General features: G+C 64.5%; 14 protein-coding genes. 6 read left to right on the top strand and 8 right to left on the bottom strand.

Going from position 1 to position 17,252, the window contains the following annotated elements:
* The first annotated feature begins 15 nt into the window (after positions 1–15).
* The 5 genes from AS156_RS36185 to AS156_RS36165 all read left to right on the top strand — a co-directional run bounded on the left by AS156_RS36185 (position 16) and on the right by AS156_RS36165 (position 5,696).
* Positions 16–1,611, top strand: coding sequence for an ABC transporter substrate-binding protein (locus AS156_RS36185; RefSeq protein WP_066514418.1), 1,596 nt, complete (start codon positions 16–18; stop codon positions 1,609–1,611).
* Positions 1,612–1,849: 238 nt separating this feature from the next.
* On the top strand, positions 1,850–2,797 hold the full coding sequence (locus AS156_RS36180) for an ABC transporter permease (RefSeq protein ID WP_066514415.1): 948 nt from the start codon (positions 1,850–1,852) through the stop codon (positions 2,795–2,797).
* Between the two features lie 3 nt (positions 2,798–2,800).
* Entirely contained in the window at positions 2,801–3,694 is an 894-nt protein-coding gene (locus AS156_RS36175) for an ABC transporter permease (protein ID WP_066514413.1), read from the top strand.
* Positions 3,694–4,707, top strand: coding sequence for an ABC transporter ATP-binding protein (locus AS156_RS36170; RefSeq protein WP_066514410.1), 1,014 nt, complete (start codon positions 3,694–3,696; stop codon positions 4,705–4,707). Before AS156_RS36175 ends, AS156_RS36170 begins: the two co-directional genes overlap by 1 nt.
* On the top strand, positions 4,704–5,696 hold the full coding sequence (locus AS156_RS36165; RefSeq protein WP_066514462.1) for an ABC transporter ATP-binding protein: 993 nt from the start codon (positions 4,704–4,706) through the stop codon (positions 5,694–5,696). Before AS156_RS36170 ends, AS156_RS36165 begins: the two co-directional genes overlap by 4 nt.
* A gap of 145 nt (positions 5,697–5,841) precedes the next feature.
* Here the strand turns inward: AS156_RS36165 and AS156_RS36160 are convergent, their stop codons facing one another.
* From AS156_RS36160 to AS156_RS36145, 4 genes are all read right to left on the bottom strand, one after another.
* A complete protein-coding gene (locus AS156_RS36160; protein WP_066514407.1) occupies positions 5,842–7,818 on the bottom strand; it encodes an acetyl/propionyl/methylcrotonyl-CoA carboxylase subunit alpha in 1,977 nt (658 codons plus the stop codon).
* A complete protein-coding gene (locus tag AS156_RS36155; RefSeq protein WP_066514405.1) occupies positions 7,815–9,443 on the bottom strand; it encodes an acyl-CoA carboxylase subunit beta in 1,629 nt (542 codons plus the stop codon). The genes AS156_RS36160 and AS156_RS36155 overlap by 4 nt, the downstream gene beginning before the upstream one ends.
* Positions 9,443–11,041: an AMP-binding protein gene (locus AS156_RS36150; protein ID WP_066514402.1), complete on the bottom strand. Its 1,599-nt coding sequence runs from the start codon at positions 11,039–11,041 to the stop codon at positions 9,443–9,445. Before AS156_RS36150 ends, AS156_RS36155 begins: the two co-directional genes overlap by 1 nt.
* Positions 11,042–11,155: 114 nt before the next feature.
* A complete protein-coding gene (locus AS156_RS36145) occupies positions 11,156–12,022 on the bottom strand; it encodes a beta-keto acid cleavage family enzyme (RefSeq protein WP_066514400.1) in 867 nt (288 codons plus the stop codon).
* Between the two features lie 216 nt (positions 12,023–12,238).
* Between AS156_RS36145 and AS156_RS36140 the strand changes: the two genes are divergently transcribed.
* The gene (locus AS156_RS36140; RefSeq protein WP_066514397.1) at positions 12,239–13,462 is read left to right on the top strand and encodes an ABC transporter substrate-binding protein; all 1,224 of its coding nucleotides are present in this window, start codon (positions 12,239–12,241) and stop codon (positions 13,460–13,462) included.
* Here the strand turns inward: AS156_RS36140 and AS156_RS36135 are convergent, their stop codons facing one another.
* From AS156_RS36135 to AS156_RS36120, 4 genes are all read right to left on the bottom strand, one after another.
* Positions 13,463–14,278 (bottom strand): helix-turn-helix domain-containing protein, encoded by an 816-nt coding sequence (locus AS156_RS36135; RefSeq protein ID WP_066514395.1) that lies wholly within the window; start codon positions 14,276–14,278, stop codon positions 13,463–13,465.
* Positions 14,279–14,396: 118 nt separating this feature from the next.
* Positions 14,397–15,053, bottom strand: a complete 657-nt coding sequence (locus tag AS156_RS36130; protein WP_066514394.1) for a glutathione S-transferase family protein — start codon at positions 15,051–15,053, stop codon at positions 14,397–14,399.
* Positions 15,053–16,219 (bottom strand): acyl-CoA dehydrogenase family protein, encoded by a 1,167-nt coding sequence (locus tag AS156_RS36125; RefSeq protein ID WP_066514392.1) that lies wholly within the window; start codon positions 16,217–16,219, stop codon positions 15,053–15,055. The genes AS156_RS36130 and AS156_RS36125 overlap by 1 nt, the downstream gene beginning before the upstream one ends.
* Positions 16,220–16,377: 158 nt before the next feature.
* On the bottom strand, positions 16,378–17,252 hold an 875-nt coding region (locus tag AS156_RS36120), incomplete at its 5' end, for an acyl-CoA dehydrogenase family protein (protein WP_245313218.1).

The following is a 17,252-nucleotide window of genomic DNA, read 5'->3' as shown; positions in this document are numbered from 1 at the left end:
TTTGTGGAGGGGACCATGCGGAGCGTGCAAGCGCTGGCCGTTGCGGTGTTGTCTGTTCTGGCGCTCAGCAACGTTTCACATGCCGGCGAGCCGAAATCGGGCGGCATTCTCAGGATCTATCACCGCGACAGCCCCGGCAGCGCCTCGATCCACGAAGGCGCGACCTACTCGGTCAACGTGCCGTTCATGCCTATCTTCAGCAATCTAGTCATCTTCGATCAGCACATCGCACAGAACAGCGTCGACACGATCCGGCCGGAGCTGGCGGAGAGCTGGGCCTGGAGCAGCGACAACAAGACGCTGACCTTCAAGCTGCGCAAGGACGTGAAGTGGCATGACGGCAAGCCGTTCACCTCAGCCGACGTCAAGTGCACATTCGACATGCTGATGGGCAAGTCGCAGCAAAAGTTCCGGCAGAATCCGCGCAAGGCCTGGTACGAGCAGGTCAACGACGTCACCACCAATGGCGACTACGAGGCCTCGTTCAACCTGAAGCGGCCACAGCCGGCGCTGCTGTCGCTGCTCGCCTCCGGCTACACGCCGATCTATCCCTGCCACGTGTCGCCGGCGGAGATGCGCACCAAGCCGATCGGCACCGGCCCATTCAAGTTCGTCGAGTTCAAGGCCAACGAGTCGATCAAGCTCGTAAAGAACCCCGACTACTTCAAGAAGGGCCTGCCCTATCTCGACGGCATCGAGTTCACCATCATCCCGAACCGATCGACCGCGATCCTGGGCTTCGTCTCCGGCAAGTTCGACATGACGTTCCCGACCGAGGTGTCGATCCCGCTGCTCAAGGACGTCAAGTCGCAGGATCCCAAGGCAGTGTGTGTGGTGGAACCGAACAACGTCTCCACCAACATCATCGTCAATTCGAGCGCGCCGCCGTTCGACAACATCGACATCCGCCGCGCGCTGGCGCTGGCGCTCGACCGCAAGGCCTTCATCCAGATCATGTTCGAAGGCCAGGGCGACATCGGCGGCACCATGGAGCCGGCGCCCGCTGGCCTCTGGGCGATGCCGAAGGAGATGCTGGAATCGATTCCCGGCTACGGTCCGGACATCGAGAAAAACCGCGAGGAAGCGCGCAAGCTGATGCAGAAGGCGGGCTATGGGCCGGACAAGCACCTGCAGATCAAGGTGTCGACCCGCAACATCGCAGTCTATCGCGATCCCGCCATCATCCTGATCGACCAGATCAAGAGCATCTACATCGACGCCGAGCTCGACGTCGTCGATACCGCGCAGTGGTTCCCGAAGATCGCGCGCAAGGATTATTCCCTCGGGCTCAACCTGACCGGCAATGCCGTCGACGATCCCGATCAGTCCTTCTACGAGAACTATGCCTGCGGCTCGGAGCGGAACTACACCAACTACTGCAACAAGGACATCGAGAAGCTGTTCGATCAGCAGTCGGCCGAAACCGACATCAACAAGCGCAAGAAGCTGGTCTGGGAGATCGACAAGAAGCTGCAGGAGGACGTCGCCCGTCCGATCATCTTCCACGCCCGGACCGGCACCTGCTGGCAGCCTTACGTGAAGAATGTCACGGTCATGTCCAACAGCTCCTATAACGGCTATCGTTACGAAGACGTCTGGCTGGACAAGTAGTTCAAGGCGCAAATGAGATGAGACTTGATCGGCCCGACATACAGCGTGTTCCACCTCTCCCGTTGGGAGAGATCGCGCCGAAGGCGCGGGTGAGGGGTTATGCTCTATCGTGGGAGTTGCGGCCCCTCGCCCGGCGCTGCGCGCCGACCTCCCCCCGACGGGGAGAGGTGGGGACCTCGTCCGTGCAGGTCCAATTGAGCACCGTCCCGTAGCGCGTCAGCGACAGAGAGAGCCAAGGGTGTTTGCCTATATCGTCCGGCGACTGTTCCTGATGCTCGTGACCCTGTTCGGGATCTCGGTCATCATCTTCGTGCTGTTGCGGATCGTTCCCGGCAACATCGTCGACATCCTGTTCGACGCCGCGGGCTTCGTCGATCCCGCCGACAAGGCCAATATCGAGCGGGAACTCGGCCTCAGCCAGCCGATCGTGATCCAGTATCTGCACTGGATCGGCGGCCTGCTGCATGGCGACTTCGGCTATTCCTATGTGTCGGAGAAGCCTGCGCTGGAGGAAATCCTGCCGCGGATCCCGATCACGGCGCGGCTCGCGGGGCTGGCGCTGCTGTTCTCCGCTTCGATCGGCATTCCGCTCGGCGTCATCAGCGCAGTGCATCAGGGCTCAAGGCTCGACTATGCGCTTCGCGTCGTCAGCCTGAGCGGCCTGTCGCTGCCGTCGTTCTGGCTCGGCCTGCTGATCCTGATGGCCTCCGTCTCGATGTTCGGCACGATGCCGATCTTCAATCCGAACCCGACGACCTGGCTCGAGGCGTTCACCATCTACGCCGTGCCTGCTGCTGCGGTCGGCTTCCGCAGCGCGGCGCTGACCATGCGCATCACGCGATCCTCGATGCTGGAGATCCTGCGCCAGGATTACATCCGCACCGCGCGCGCCAAGGGCGCCTCGGAAGCCGCCGTCAACTACCACCACGCGCTGAAGAACGCGGTGCTGCCGGTCATTACCGTGATCGGCATCGAGGCCGCGTTCCTGATCGGCGGGCTTATCGTGACGGAAACCGTGTTCAACATTCCCGGCATCGCTCGCTTCCTGGTCGAGGCGCTGCGCTGGCGCGACTATCCGATCGTGCAGAACCTCGTGATGCTCATCGCTGTCGTCGTGGTGGTCGTGAACTTCATCGTTGACATGCTCTATGCTGCAATCGACCCGCGCATCCGGTTCGGAGACTAGCCCGTGGCGACGATCAACTTTGACGCCGAACTGCGACGCGCCGGGGCCAATGCCACCAGCGGCTGGGGGCGATTCACCTTCCTCGCACAGCGCCATGTGCTCGGCACGGTCGGTCTGATCATCATGCTGCTGTTCGTATTGACGGCGGTCTTTGCCGACCTGATCTGCCGCTACGATCCGCTCAGCGTCGATTCCGCCCACCGACTCGCCGCGCCTTCCACCCTGCACTGGTTCGGCACCGACTCCTTCGGTCGTGACGTCTGGAGCCGAATTATCCACGGCGCGCGGATCTCGCTTGCGGTCGGCATCGGCTCCACCGCGCTCGGCGCCTCGCTCGGCGTCATCGTTGGCCTCGCCTCCGGCTATCTCTCCGGCTGGGTCGATCTCGTGTTCCAGCGCGTGACCGACATCCTGCAATCGCTGCCGCTCCTGGTGCTCGCGCTGGTGATGACCGCGGCACTCGGCCCGTCGTTGCCGAATGTGATCCTGGCGATCGCGATCCCGTTGATCCCCACCGTCGCCCGCGTGATCCGCGCCAACACGCTGGCGCTGCGCGAGCAGCCCTTTGTCGAGGCCGCCAAGTCGATCGGCATGAGCGAGATGCGGATCGCGCTGCGCCACGTGCTGCCGAACACCATCGCGCCGTTGATCGTGCTCGCCACCGCGCAGCTCGGCTCAACCATCCTGACCGAGGCGTCGCTGTCCTTCCTCGGCCTCGGCATTCCTGAACCCTATCCCTCATGGGGCCGCATGCTGTCAGAATCCGCCGCCGAATATGTCCGTGTCGCACCGTGGCTCGTGATCTTCCCCGGCATCGCGATCAGCCTCGCGGTGTTCGGCACCAACCTGTTCGGCGATGCGCTGCGCGACATCCTCGATCCGAGGCAGCGCGGCTGATGAGCGAGGCCTTGGCGACAGAGACGGTTCTCGACGTGAAGAACCTGCAGACGGTGTTCTTCACCAATTCCGGCCTGTTCCGCGCGGTCGACGACGTCTCGTTCTCGGTCCGCCGCGGCGAGACGCTGGCGATCGTCGGCGAATCCGGCTGCGGCAAGAGCGTCAGCGCGCTGTCGATCATGCGCCTGGTGCCCGATCCGCCGGGCCGCATTGTCGGCGGCTCGGTGATGCTTGAAGGCACCGACCTGCTGATGCTCGACGATGCCACGATGCGCGACATCAGGGGCAACCGCATCTCCATGATCTTCCAGGAGCCGATGACCTCGCTCAATCCGGTGATGCGGATCGGCGACCAGATCATCGAAGCGGTGCGCCTGCACCAGAAGGTCAGCAACAAGGAGGCCTGGAAGCAGGCCGTCGACATGCTACGGCTGGTGCGCATCCCCGAGCCGGAGCGCCGCGCACAGGAATATCCGCACCAGCTCTCCGGCGGCATGCGCCAGCGCGCGATGATCGCGATGGCGCTGGCGTGCCGGCCGGCACTGCTGATCGCCGACGAGCCGACCACCGCGCTCGACGTCACGATCCAGGCACAGATCCTGGCGCTGATCGTCGATCTGCAGAAGCGGCTCGGCACCGGCTTGATCCTGATCACCCACGACCTCGGCGTCGTCGCACAAACCGCGCAGCGCGTGATCGTGATGTATGCCGGCAAGAAGGTCGAGGAAGCGACCGTCGAGGCGCTGTTCGAGACCCCGCTGCATCCCTACACGCGCGGGCTGATGGCCTCGATCCCTGCGGTGCCTTCGCCCGACGCCAAGGCGGACGTGCGGCTCGTGGAAATCCCCGGCATGGTGCCGTCGCTCACCAAATTGCCGCCCGGCTGCGCCTTCGCGCCGCGCTGCAAGCTCGCAGTCGACCGCTGCCGCCAGGCCTATCCGCCGCTCGAGGAAGCGAGGCCCAATCACTGGGCGGCGTGCTGGCGCGCAGGCGAGACGGTGGAGGCATCATGACGGAGCAGCGCGCGCTTCTGGAGGTCAACGAGCTCGTCAAGCATTACGCGGTGCGCGGCGGCATCCTGCGCCGGCAGGTCGGCACGGTGCACGCAGTCGATGGCGTCAGCTTCTCGCTTGGCGCCGGCGAAACGCTCGGCCTGGTCGGCGAATCCGGCTGCGGCAAATCGACGGTGGCGCGCACCGTGCTGCGGCTGGTCGAGCCGACCAGCGGCGCCATCAAGCTAGACGGCGAGGATATCGCGCCGCTCAGCAAGACGGCGCTGCGGCCGTATCGCCGCTCGATGCAGATCGTGTTCCAGGATCCGTTCGCCTCGCTGAACCCCCGCATGACGGCGGGCGACATCGTCGGCGAGCCCTTGACGGTGCACGGGCTGGCGGCAGGCAAGAAAAAGCAGGAGCGCGTCGCGGAGCTGTTCCAGCAGGTCGGCTTGCGCGCCGACCAGATGAAGAACTTTCCGCATCAATTCTCCGGCGGCCAGCGCCAGCGCATCTGCATTGCGCGGGCGCTGTCGCTCGGCCCGCGCCTGATCGTGTGCGACGAGCCGGTCTCCGCACTCGACGTCTCGATCCAGGCGCAGGTGATCAATCTCCTGATCGACCTGCAGCGTAAGCAGAATTTCTCCTATCTCTTCATCGCGCACGATCTCGCGGTCGTCGCCCATATCAGCCATCGTGTCGCGGTGATGTATCTTGGCCGCATCGTCGAGATCGCGGACAAGCACGCGCTGTTCGCCAACCCGCGCCATCCCTACACCCAGGCGCTGCTCGCCTCGGTGCCGATCGCCAATCCCAAGGCCAAGCGATTGGCGCCCATGATCGACGGCGACGTGCCGAGCCCGATCAATCCGCCCTCCGGCTGCGCCTTCCACACCCGCTGCCGCTTCGCGATCGATCGCTGCAAGACCGAGCGCCCTGCGTTGAAGGAGACCGGCCCCGGCCATCAGGTGGCGTGCTGGCTGAATGACGGCACCGGGCGGAATGAATAGTTTACATCGTCGTCCCGGCGAAGGCCGGGACCCATAACCACAAATGTTTATTGCCGCAGCGAGCTGTATCCCCAGCGCGCTCTAACAATCAGCATCGGTGGTTATGGGTCCCGGGTCGCGCTTCGCTTGCCCGGGACGACGGTCATTATGTGGCCGCCTCGATCTCCACCACGATTTTCCCCGTCGTCACCTGCTCGCCCTCGGCGACATCGATGGATGACACCGTTCCCGCAACGCCAGCCGTGTGCACATGCTCCATCTTCATTGCCTCCAGCGTCATCACCGGCTGGCCGGCCGCGACTTCCTCGCCCGCCTTCACCAGCACCGCGACGACGCGGCCGTTCATGGCGGCGCGGACCTTGCCGTCGCCGCCCGCGGCAGCGGCGCTCTCCGGCGGGGCCAGTGTGAGGTCGCGGGCCGACAACGTGACGCCGCGGTGCAGGACGAAGAGCCGATCACCATCGCGCAGGAACTTGGCCTGCTCCATCAACCCGTTGCGGCGGTAGCGGATGTTGTCCGGCCCCAGCTCATCGATCTCGAAACTGAAGCGATCTCCGTTGCGGGCCGCGACATAGCTGCCGTCGCGCTCGCGCAGGACCTCGATCTCCTGCACGCCGTGGCCGAGGTCGATCCGCAGGCCCAGCGGGAAGGTCGCGGCGAGCGATCGGCCGCGCCGCCATTGCGGCGCGTGAGGATTGGTGACGTAGAGCAGCAGCGCCGCGAGCGCGATGTCGCTACCCTGGTCGGCGCGCGGCGCCAACGCCTCGCGGTTCCGGCCGATGAAGGAGGTGGTCGCCTCGCCTCGAGCGAAAACGGAATGGCGCAGACAGTCGATCAGGAAGCCTTGGTTGGTGGTGACGCCGAAGGCCGTGACCTGCTCCAGCGCGCAGATCAGCTTGCCCCGAGCCTCGTCGCGGGTCGCACCGTGGCTGATGATCTTGGCGATCATCGAATCGTAGAATGGGGGGATCTCCGCGCCGGACTGCAGCGCATGCTCGACGCGGGCATCGCCCGGCATCTGCCACAGGGCCATCGTACCGGATTGCGGCATGAAATCATGCCCGGCATCCTCCGAGCAGAGCCGCACCTCGATGGCATGCCCGGAGAATGTGATGTCCTCCTGCCTCACACCGAGCGACTCGCCGCGCGCGACACGGAGCTGCAGCTCGACCAGATCGAGCCCGGTGATCGCCTCGGTGACGGGGTGCTCGACCTGCAGCCGCGTGTTCATCTCCATGAAATAGAAACTGCCGTCGCGATCGAGCAGGAATTCCAATGTGCCTGCGCCTTCATAGCCGATAGTCTTCACCGCCTGCACGGCGACCGCGCCCATCCGCGCCCGCAGCTCCGGCGTCACCGCCGGCGATGGCGCCTCCTCGATCAGCTTCTGGTGGCGCCGCTGCACCGAGCAGTCGCGCTCGCCGAGATGGATGGCGTTGCCATGGCGGTCGCCGAACACCTGGATCTCGATGTGGCGCGGATCGACAATCGCGCGCTCCAAGATCACGGTCGGATCGCCGAAGGCGCCTTGTGCCTCCCAACGCGCGCTGCGCAGCGCATCCGGGAATGCCGCGGCATCCGAAACCAGCCGCATTCCGCGGCCGCCGCCGCCGGCAACCGCCTTGATCATCACAGGGAAGCCGATCGCCGTGGCTTCCGCCAGCATCACGGCATCGCTCTGATCGGCACCCTGATAGCCGGGCACGCAGGGCACGCCGGCCCTTTGCATGATGTCCTTGGCGCCAGCCTTGTTGCCCATCGCCCGGATCGCCTCCGGCGACGGGCCAATGAAGACGAGCCCGGCATCGCGACAGGCTTGCGCGAAATCCTCGTTCTCCGCAAGGAAGCCGTAACCGGGATGCACGGCACTGGCGCCGCTCGCCTTCGCTGCGGCGATGATCGCGTCGATATTGAGATAGGATTGCGCCGGCAGCGGCTCACCGATCCGCACCGCCTGATCGGCCTCGCGCACATGCAGGGCATCGCGATCGGCATCGGAATAGACCGCGACCACGCCATAACCGAGCCGTCGCGCGGTGCGCATGATGCGCAGCGCGATCTCGCCGCGATTGGCGATCAGGACCTTGAAGAACGGCGTCCGCTTCACTGCTGCACCGCTCATGGCCGCGCCACCGAGAACTGCATGCGCTGCAGGTTGCGCCCCTCCGCCTCGCGGCAGACCGCGAGCACCTCGGCGAGCACGCTACGGGTATCGCGCGGATCGATCACGCCGTCGTCGAGCACGCGGGCGCTGGTCGAGAACACGTCCATCTGGCTGTCGAACACACCCGTGATCTGCGCCTTCATCGCATCCAGCTTCTCTTTCTCGATCGGCTTGCCGCGCCGCGCGGCGGCCGCCTCGGTGACGATCGCCATGGTCTCGGCGGCCTGCTCGCCGCCCATCACGGCGGTCTTGGCGTTCGGCCAGGAAAAGCAGAAGCGCGGATGGAAACCGCGGCCGCACATGCCGTAGTTGCCGGCGCCGAATGAGGCGCCGCAATACAGCGTGATCTGCGGCACCGTTGCCGAGGTCACCGCCTGGATCATCTTCGAGCCGTGCTTGATCATGCCGGCCTCTTCATAGGCCTTGCCCACCATGTAGCCGGTCGTGTTGTTCATGTAGAGGATCGGCGTGCGCGACTGGCAGCAGGCCTGGATGAAATGCGTCGCCTTGTTGGCGCCGGGCACATCGAGCGGCCCATTGTTGGTGATGATGCCGATGGCGTGCCCCTCGATCCGGGCGTGGCCGCAGACCGTCGCCGGGCCGTAATTGGCACCAAACTCGCTGAAGTCGGAATCGTCGATGAAGCGCGCGATCGCCTGGCGCATGTCGACGGGGCGCTTGTGATCCATGGGCATGATGCCGAGCAGCTCCTCCGCATCATAGCGCGGCGGCTTGAACGCGGCTGGTTCCGACTTCGGACGATTCCCAGATCGATCCCAAGGCAACTTGGCCATGATGTCGCGCGCGATGCGGAGCGCGTCACGGTCGTCTTCAGCGAGATAGTCGCCAAGACCGGAGATCGAGGTGTGCATCTCGGCACCGCCGAGCTCTTCCTCGGTCGCGATCTCGCCCGTTGCCGCCCTGAGCAAAGGCGGCCCGGCAAGGAATGCGCGGGTGCGGCCACGCACCATCACGATGTAGTCGGAGAGGCCGGTCTGATAGGCGCCGCCTGCCGTCGATGAGCCGTGGGTCACGGTGACCACGGGAAGTCCCGCCGCCGACAGCCGTGCCAGATTGCGGAAGATATTGCCGCCGCGGATAAAATCCTCGACGCGGTAGCGCAGCAGATTGGCACCAGCGCTCTCGACGAGCTGCACATAGGGCAGCTTGTTCTCCAGCGCGAGCTCCTGCACACGCAGCGTCTTGTCCAGACCGTAGGGCTGCAGCGCGCCGGCGTCGATGCCGGCATCGTTGGCGCTGACCATGCAACGGATGCCGGAAACGAAGCCGATGCCGGCGATCAGCCCACCGCCAGGCACGCTCTTGTCCGCGTTCGATACGTCGAACATGTAGCCGGCCAGCGTCGACAATTCGAGGAAGGGCGAGCCGGGATCGAGCACCAGCGCCACGCGCTCGCGCGGCAGCAATTGCCCGCGCTTGTGGAAGCGATCCTTCGCGGCGGCCGAGGCGGCGCGGGTCCGCTCCTCCAGCGCCCGCATCCGCGCGATCAGCGCCAGCATGCCGTCGCGATTGGCCTGAAAGGTAGCGCTGCTGGTGGCGATGGTGTTCTCGATGGTGGGCACTAGGCGCGCTCCGAAAAATACTCGCTGTACTGCTGCCTGAGCTCGACCTTGCGCAGCTTGCCGGTCGCGGTCATCGGCATTTCGTCGAGGATACGCACCAGCTTCGGTACCTGGAAGCCGCCAAGGTGCTTGCGGCAGTGCGCCTCGATCCCGGCTTCATCGGCCACCGCGCCGGGCTTGAGCTTGACGAAGGCAGAGACCGCCTCGCCCCATTGCGGATGCGGCAGGCCGACCACGGCGGCGTTCTGCACGGCAGGGTGTGCCAGCAGCGTCTCCTCGATCTTGACCGAGGCGACGTTCTCGCCGCCCGACTTGATCATGTCCTTCTTGCGATCGAGGAACAACACCTCGCCATTGCCGTCGATCAAAGCGAAGTCGCCGGTATGATGCCAGCCGAACCTGCGGGCCTCCTCGGTCGCCTTCGGGTCCTTGTAGTAGCCCATCATCACATTGGGCCCGCGATGCACCAGCTCGCCGATCTCGCCACGCGGCAACAGGTTGCCGTTGTCGTCCATGATCGCGGTCTCGTTGACGATCAGTGACTCGCCCCAATAGTTGCCGAAGCGATCGAGCTGCACCTCTGGCCGCGACATCGTGGTGGCCGGATACATCTCGGTCTGACCGCTGGAGAGCACGAAGTTCGGACAGAGATCGGTGATGGCGCGCTCGAGCAACGGCTTGCCCATCGGCGCCATGGTGTAGATGCAGCAGCGCAGGCCCGACAGGTCATAGTCGCGGCGGCGCGGATGATCGAGGATCGCCTGGTACATCAAGGACAGGCCCACGAATACCGTGAGCCGGTCACGGACGATCGCCTCCATGCAGACGATCGGATCAAAGCCGCGCATCAGCGCCATGCGGCCGCCGACCGAGAGATAGCTGAGCAGCAGCACATGGCCGGCACAGTGGAACAACGGGAACTGCCCGGTGATGCCGTCATCGCGGGAGAGCTGCATCTCGATGCAGTTGCTCATCACGGCCATGACCACGGCGAGATGGCAATGCATCGCGCCCTTCGGCCGCGAGGTCGTGCCCGACGTGTAGATGATCATCGCGAGATCGCGGTCATTGATCTCGATCTCCGGCTCGATGTCGGACTGGCCTTGAAGGAGGTCGTTGAAGTTTTTCAGTCCTGTCTTACCGACATTGCCCGTCAGATCGATTGCAATCATCTCGATGCCGCGCGCGTCCAGCGCGGAGCGCCGGTCGGCCTGAGCGTGGAGATTGTCGTCGATGATAGCAAAACGCACCTCGGCATGGCCGAGGATGTAGTCCATGTCAGCCGGGCCGAGCATGGTGTTGATCGGCACCCAGACCAGGCCGGCGCGGTGGATGCCGAACAGCGCTTTGACGAACTCGACCGAGTTGTTGCAGATGGTTGCGATCTTCTCGCCCGGCTTCAATCCGCGCTGCGCGAGGTAGTTGGCGAAGCGGTTGGCGTCGCGCTCCAGCTCGGTGAAGGTGACGCGTCGGTTGCCATCGGTCAACGCAACGCGATCCGGAAATCGCCGCGCCGCGCGCTTCAAGAGATCGCCGACCGCGACCCGACCGATGCGGCCCGGTCCGGTGACGCCGCCGGTTGCTGCGAGATTGTCCATGCCTGGTTCTCCTCTCAACCGTCATTGCGAGGAGCGAAGCGACGAAGCAATCCACTCTGTCTTCGTGGCAAGATGGATTGCTTCGCTACGCTCGCAATGACGGTTGGCGTGGCCCTAGTGCCTAGTTCCAAAGATCTGCCGCGCTTCGGCCGGGCTCGCGATCTGACGGCCCGCACGTTTCGCACACGCTGCCAATGCTTCGACGAGCTGACCGTTCGACGTCACCTTGGTGCCGTCGCAGAGATAGAACGTATCCTCCAGCCCGCTGCGCAGGTGGCCGCCGAGATCGGCGGCGCGCTGGTGCAGCGGCCAGATCTCGGCGCGGCCGATCGCGGTGACCTGCCAATGCGCTTCCGGCGCTTTCAACTTCAGCAGGATCGGCAACAAATCCGGATCGGCCGGCATGCCCGAGGCGACGCCCATCACGAAATTGTACTCAAGCGGGCCGGAATACATGCCGGTCTGCCGGTACATGCCGACGCAGCGCACGATGCCGACATCGAAGCATTCGAACTCGGGGATCGTGCCCGCTTCCTTCATGACATCGAGATAGTCCTGCACCTTCTCGACTGCGTTATCGAACATCATCGGCGGCCAGGCCCAGGTATTGTCGGCCTTCACCTTGAGATAGTTCAGCGAGCCGGCATTGCAGGCGGCGATCTCGGGCCGGGTCTCGCGCACGCAGTCGAGCGCACCCTGGTAATTCGGGCCCGAGGTGCCGGTGGTGTGATTGATGATCACGCCGGGGCAGGCCTCGCGGATCGCCTGCTGGATCTCCTTGCTGACATCGACCTGCCATGACGGCAGGTGGCCCTTGTTCGGCGCCTGCTGGCGCAGATGGATGTGCATGATGCTGGCGCCGGCGTTGAACGCCGCCCTGGCCTCGCGCGCCATCTGCTCCGGCGTCACCGGAACGTTGTGCTGTTTCGGATCGGTCAGCACGCCGTTCAGCGCGCAGGTGATGACGGCCTTGTCGCTCATGAGATCGCTTGTCCCGGTTGCAGCGCACTTGCGCTGCTGATTTTCCCATGATGAGAAATTTGTCTTGGCGTCATCTTGCGTTGACTGGCTAATCCGATGCTCTGACGCGTCACCCCGCCGTCAGCCGGTCAACACAAGACAGAAGACAGCACCGCGCGTTAGCTTTGCGGCGAGCAGAAGTCCGGCACGAGAAGCCGGCATCGCGGGGAGGACGTCATGGTCTCGATCAACCGGCGCACATGGCTCGCGGGCGCGACAGGCGCCGGTCTTGCGGCATTCACCGGCCTCCGCCCCTCCCTCGCCGACGACACGCCTGGTGTCACCGCCACCGAGATCAGGATCGGCAGCACGACCTCGCTCAGCGGCCCGGTGTCGGCGCTCGGCGTGCAGGCGCGCTGCCAGGAAGCCTATTTCAGGATGCTCAACGAGCAGGGCGGCATCGCCGGCCGCCAGATCAAGTACATCTATTACGACGACGCATTCAATCCGGCGAAAACGGTCGAGCAGGTGCGCCGCCTGATCGAAAGCGACAATGTCGCCTTCCTGTTCAACATGCTCGGCACCGCGCCGAACTCGGCTGTCGTCAAATACATCAACGCCGCGAAGGTCCCGCATCTGTTCCTGTCGGTGAACGGCGACAAATGGGGCGACTACAAGAGCTATCCGTGGACCATGGGTTTTGCGCCGAGCGCGCGCACCGAGGCGCAGGTATTCGTCAAATATGCACTGAGCCGAAACAACGACGCGAAGTTCGCGGTGCTCTACCAGAACGACGATCTCGGCAAGGATTTCGTCGCCGGCACCAGGGACGTGCTGGGCGAGCGGTTCGCAAATGCGGCGGTAGTCGCGTCGCACGAGGTCACCGATCCCACGATCGATTCGCAGATCGTCACGCTGCGCGGCGCCAATCCGGATGTGCTGATCTCGGGCACCACAGCGAAATTCGCGGCGCAGTCGATCCGCAAGATCCACGAGCTCGGTTGGAAGCCGATGCACTTCATCGCCAGCGGCGCCGCCTCGATCTCATCGACCATCGCGCCGGTCGGCTTCGACAAGGCGCAAGGCACGATCTCGTCGGCCTATGTGAAGGACGTGGCCGATCCGACCTGGGCCACTGATCCCGGCGTCAAGGATTTCCTGGCCTTCATGGCCAAGTACTTTCCCGACGGCAATCCAAGGGAAGGCTACAATCTCTATGCCTACACGGTGGCGCAGGTGCTCAAGATCGTGCTCGAGCAATGCAAGGGCAGCTTCACCCGCGCCAACATCATGGCGCAGGCGAACAACTTGAAAGATATCGAAGTGCCGACGCTGCTGCCCGGCGTCCGCGTCAACACCAGCCCGACCAATCACCATCCGCTGCAACAGCTCCAGTTGCAGCAGATCAAGGGCGAAGCATGGCAGCGATTCGGCGAGGTGATCGAGGGCGCGAATTTGTAGTTACGAGGCGGCCGCCCCGGCGGCAACTCCAGTCCGGTAGATCGCAAGATCGCGCGAGCCGGAAAAGATCGCGCGCGGCTTCAGGCCGTAGAAGCGGCGAATCGAATGGCTGAAATGCGTGCTGTCGGGATAGCCGATGTCCTGCGCGAGATGCGCGAGGTTGATGTCCTGGTTGGCGAAGTGCAGCAGATGGCGCGCGCGCTTCCAGGCGCGGAACGAGCGGAACGAGATTCCGGTCTCCTCCTTGAACAGATGCAGGAAGCGCGACGGCGACAATCCGGCCTCGGCCGCACAGCCCGCCGCCGTCACCGGCTCGCCGGAGAACTGCCCGATCCGGGCGATCGCGCGCACCACGCGCGGATCGAGCGCGCGTTGCGGCAGCGCATCGCCGAAGCACATGGTGTCGAACTCGGCATTCGAGATCGCGTCGCGATGCTGCATCTCGGCGAGCGTCGCATAGGCGGCCCGGATGCGGTTTGCGAACAAGTCCGCGTCAGGGCCCTGCAGGCGGCGGGCCACCGCTTCCAGCGTGCCGTCGGGTACGCTTTCCGGCTCGATCGCGACGCAGATCGCCGCACGGTATTCGCTGGTGATGGTGTGACGCAGGTTCGGCATCGTCACGGCAAGTTCGCCATGAGCCTGCCGGCCGTCGCTGGTGGACAGATGCAGGCCGTCGCGGAGCGCGACATAGACATGGAATGCACCCGGACAGCGCTCACGCGGGCGGCCAAGCAGCCCGGCGTAGAACACTCGTTCCGGCGTGATCAGCATCCGATGACCGGACTCTTGACCCTTTGCGTGCGCGATGGCGTCCATGGCAGGTTCCTCCTCGCGCGGCTCTTTTGGCCACTGCGACGCCCGCTACCATAGCGCAAATTCGAAGCCTGTCACCGAGAGCTTGGGTTAATTCCGGGACACATCGACGCTGCCAAGATCAGGGCCGCACCCTTGGTACAACATTCTGTTCCAGCCCGGCTTTTTGCTCCGCCGCCACTGCGCGCTTATAGCCGTCGCGCTGCTGCAGCCGGGCCCAATAGGACGCGACATTGGGGCCGAAATCCTTGGCGAGCCCGATATTGCTGGCGAGCCTGAGCGCGTAGCCGTTGGTGATATCGGCTGCGGTAAAGCGTTCCGCGCAGAGGAATTCGGAATTCGCAGCCGCCGCCTCCACCGCGCGCAGGCGGCCGAGGAACCATTTTGCATAGTCACCCGACACCTGCGGGTTACGGCGCTCCTCCGGCTCGAGCTGGCTGTAACGAAGCACCAATGTCTGCGGGAAAGTGAGCGTCGCGTCGGAGAAATACATCCAGTTCAGGAACGCGCCAAAGGCGGGCTCCTCGGGGCCTACGATCAGCGGCGTCGGCCCATATTTGGTGCCGAGGTAATGGCAGATGCCGGAGGATTCCGTCATCTTCGTCTCGCCGTCGATCATGAACGGAATGGTGCCGAGCGGGTTGATACCGAGATACTCCTTGGCGAAGACGCGCGGCGGGAACGGCAGCATCTTGAGCTCATAGGGAAGCCCGAGCTCCTCCAGCATCCACAGCGGACGGAACGAGCGCGCAGCGTCGCAGTGATACAGCGTGATCATCAGGCGTTTCCCTTCTTCATACCCGGCAGCGTGCCCATCATCTTGCATAACACCATCAGCATCACCTCGTCGGCGCCGCCGCCGATCGAGGTCAGGCGGCTGTCGCGATAGGCACGGCTGACCGGCGTCTCGTTCGTGAACCCCATGCCGCCCCAATATTGCAGGCAGGCATCCGTGAGCTCGCGGCCGAGCCGGCCGGCCTTCAGTTTGGCCATGGTCGCGAGCCGCGTCACGTCCTCGCCCGCCACCAATACCTCGCCGGCACGATAGATCAACGAGCGCAACAGTTCGACCTCGGTCTGCATCTCCGCCAGCTTGAAGTGCACGACCTGGTTATCAAGGATCGAGCCGCCGAATGCCTTGCGATTGCGGGTATACCCGATCGTCGCGTCGATGATGTATTCGTGCGCCTTTAGGCAGGCGGCTGCGCCCCACAGCCGCTCCTCCTGGAACTGGATCATCTGATAGGTGAAGCCCTTGCCTTCCTCTCCGATCCGGTTGCGCTTGGGCACACGGACATTGTCGAAGAAGATCTGCGCAGTGTCGGAGGAGCGCATGCCGAGCTTGTCGAGCTTGCGCGCGACCTGCACCCCCTTGGTCTTCATAGGCACGCAGATCAGCGACTTGTTGCGATGGACCTGGCCGTCGCTGGTGTTGGCAAGCAGGCAGATCCAGTCGGCCTGGGTGCCGTTGGTGATCCACAGCTTGCCGCCATTGATCACGTAGTCGTCACCGTCGGAGCGCGCCTGCGTCTTGATCGAGGCGACGTCGGAGCCGGCGCCCGGCTCGGACACGCCGATGCAGGCGACCTGGTCGCCCGCAATCGCCGGGGCCAGAAACTCGCGCCGCACCTCGTCGGAGCCGAACCGCGCCAGCGCCGGCGTTGCCATGTCGGTCTGCACCCCGATCGCCATCGGCACGCCGCCGCAGGCGATGGCCCCGAGCTCCTCAGCCATCATCAGAGCGTAGGAGTAATCCAGCCCCTGCCCGCCGAACTCGACCGGCTTGTTGAGCCCGAGGAAGCCGAGATCGCCGAGTTTCTTGAACAGCTCATGCGCCGGGAAAATGCCCGCGTTCTCCCACTCGTCGACATGAGGGTTGATCTCCGCCGCGATGAACTTCTGCAAGGCGCGGCGGGGTTCGTCGTGGTCGGCAGTGAAGAGCATTTCTTGTCCCTCGTCATTCCGGGGCGGCCGCGAAAGCGGGCGAACCCGGAATCTCGATCCGTATCGTTCAACCTCTAGATTCCGGGTTCGCGCTGACGCACGCCCTGGAATGACGGCTTTCCCACTTCACCTCCCCCTGAAGGGGGAGGTCGGCGCGCTCACAACCCCATCTGCCTCGAGGCAAGATCCTTCATGATCTCTTCGGTGCCGCCGCCGATGGCGTTGACCTTGACCTCGCGGTAGATGCGCTCGACCTTGGCGCCGCGCATGAAGCCGGCGCCGCCGAAGATCTGCACCGCTTCGGAGGCGCAGTAGGCCATGGTTTGCGTCGCCTGGTTCTTCATCATGCAGATCTCGGCGACCGGGCTCTCGCCCTGGCCGAGCCGCCATGCCAGCATTTCAAGCATCGCCTGCGAAGCAGCGACCTTCTGCGCCATGTCGACGATCTTGTGGCGGATGACTTGATGTTGTGCGATCGGCTTGCCGAAGGTCTTGCGCTCCTTGGCATAGGCGATCGCCTCGTCGACGCAGACGCGGGCATAGGCCGTGCAGCCCGCCGCCATACCCATGCGCTCGCTGTTGAAGTTCTGCATGATGATCTTGAAGCCCTGGCCTTCCTCGCCGATCAGGTTCTCGACCGGCACGCGGCATTCGTCGAAATGCAGGGTCGCGGTATCGGAGGCCCACCAGCCCATTTTCTTCAGCTTGGTGCGGGAGAGGCCGGGCGTGTTGCCCTCGATCAAGAGCAGGCTGACGCCGCCGGCGCCCTCGCCGCCGGTACGCACCGCGACCGTCAGATAGTCCGCGCGCATGCCTGAGGTGATGAAGGTCTTCTCGCCGCTGACGACGTAATGGTCGCCGTCGCGCCGCGCCTTGGTGCGCAGGTTCGCGACATCGGAGCCGCCGCTCGGCTCGGTGATGGCGAGCGCGGAGATTTTCTTGCCCGCAAGCACCTCCGGCAGCACTCGCGCCTTCACCTCGGGACGCGCGGCGCGGGCGATCGGCGGCGAGCCGATGGTGTGGCTCATCAGGC

The sequence above is a fragment of the Bradyrhizobium macuxiense genome (assembly GCF_001542415.1).
In the GTDB taxonomy this organism is placed as follows: Bacteria; Pseudomonadota; Alphaproteobacteria; order Rhizobiales; family Xanthobacteraceae; genus Bradyrhizobium; species Bradyrhizobium macuxiense.
This window is presented reverse-complemented; position numbering and strand designations above follow the sequence as displayed.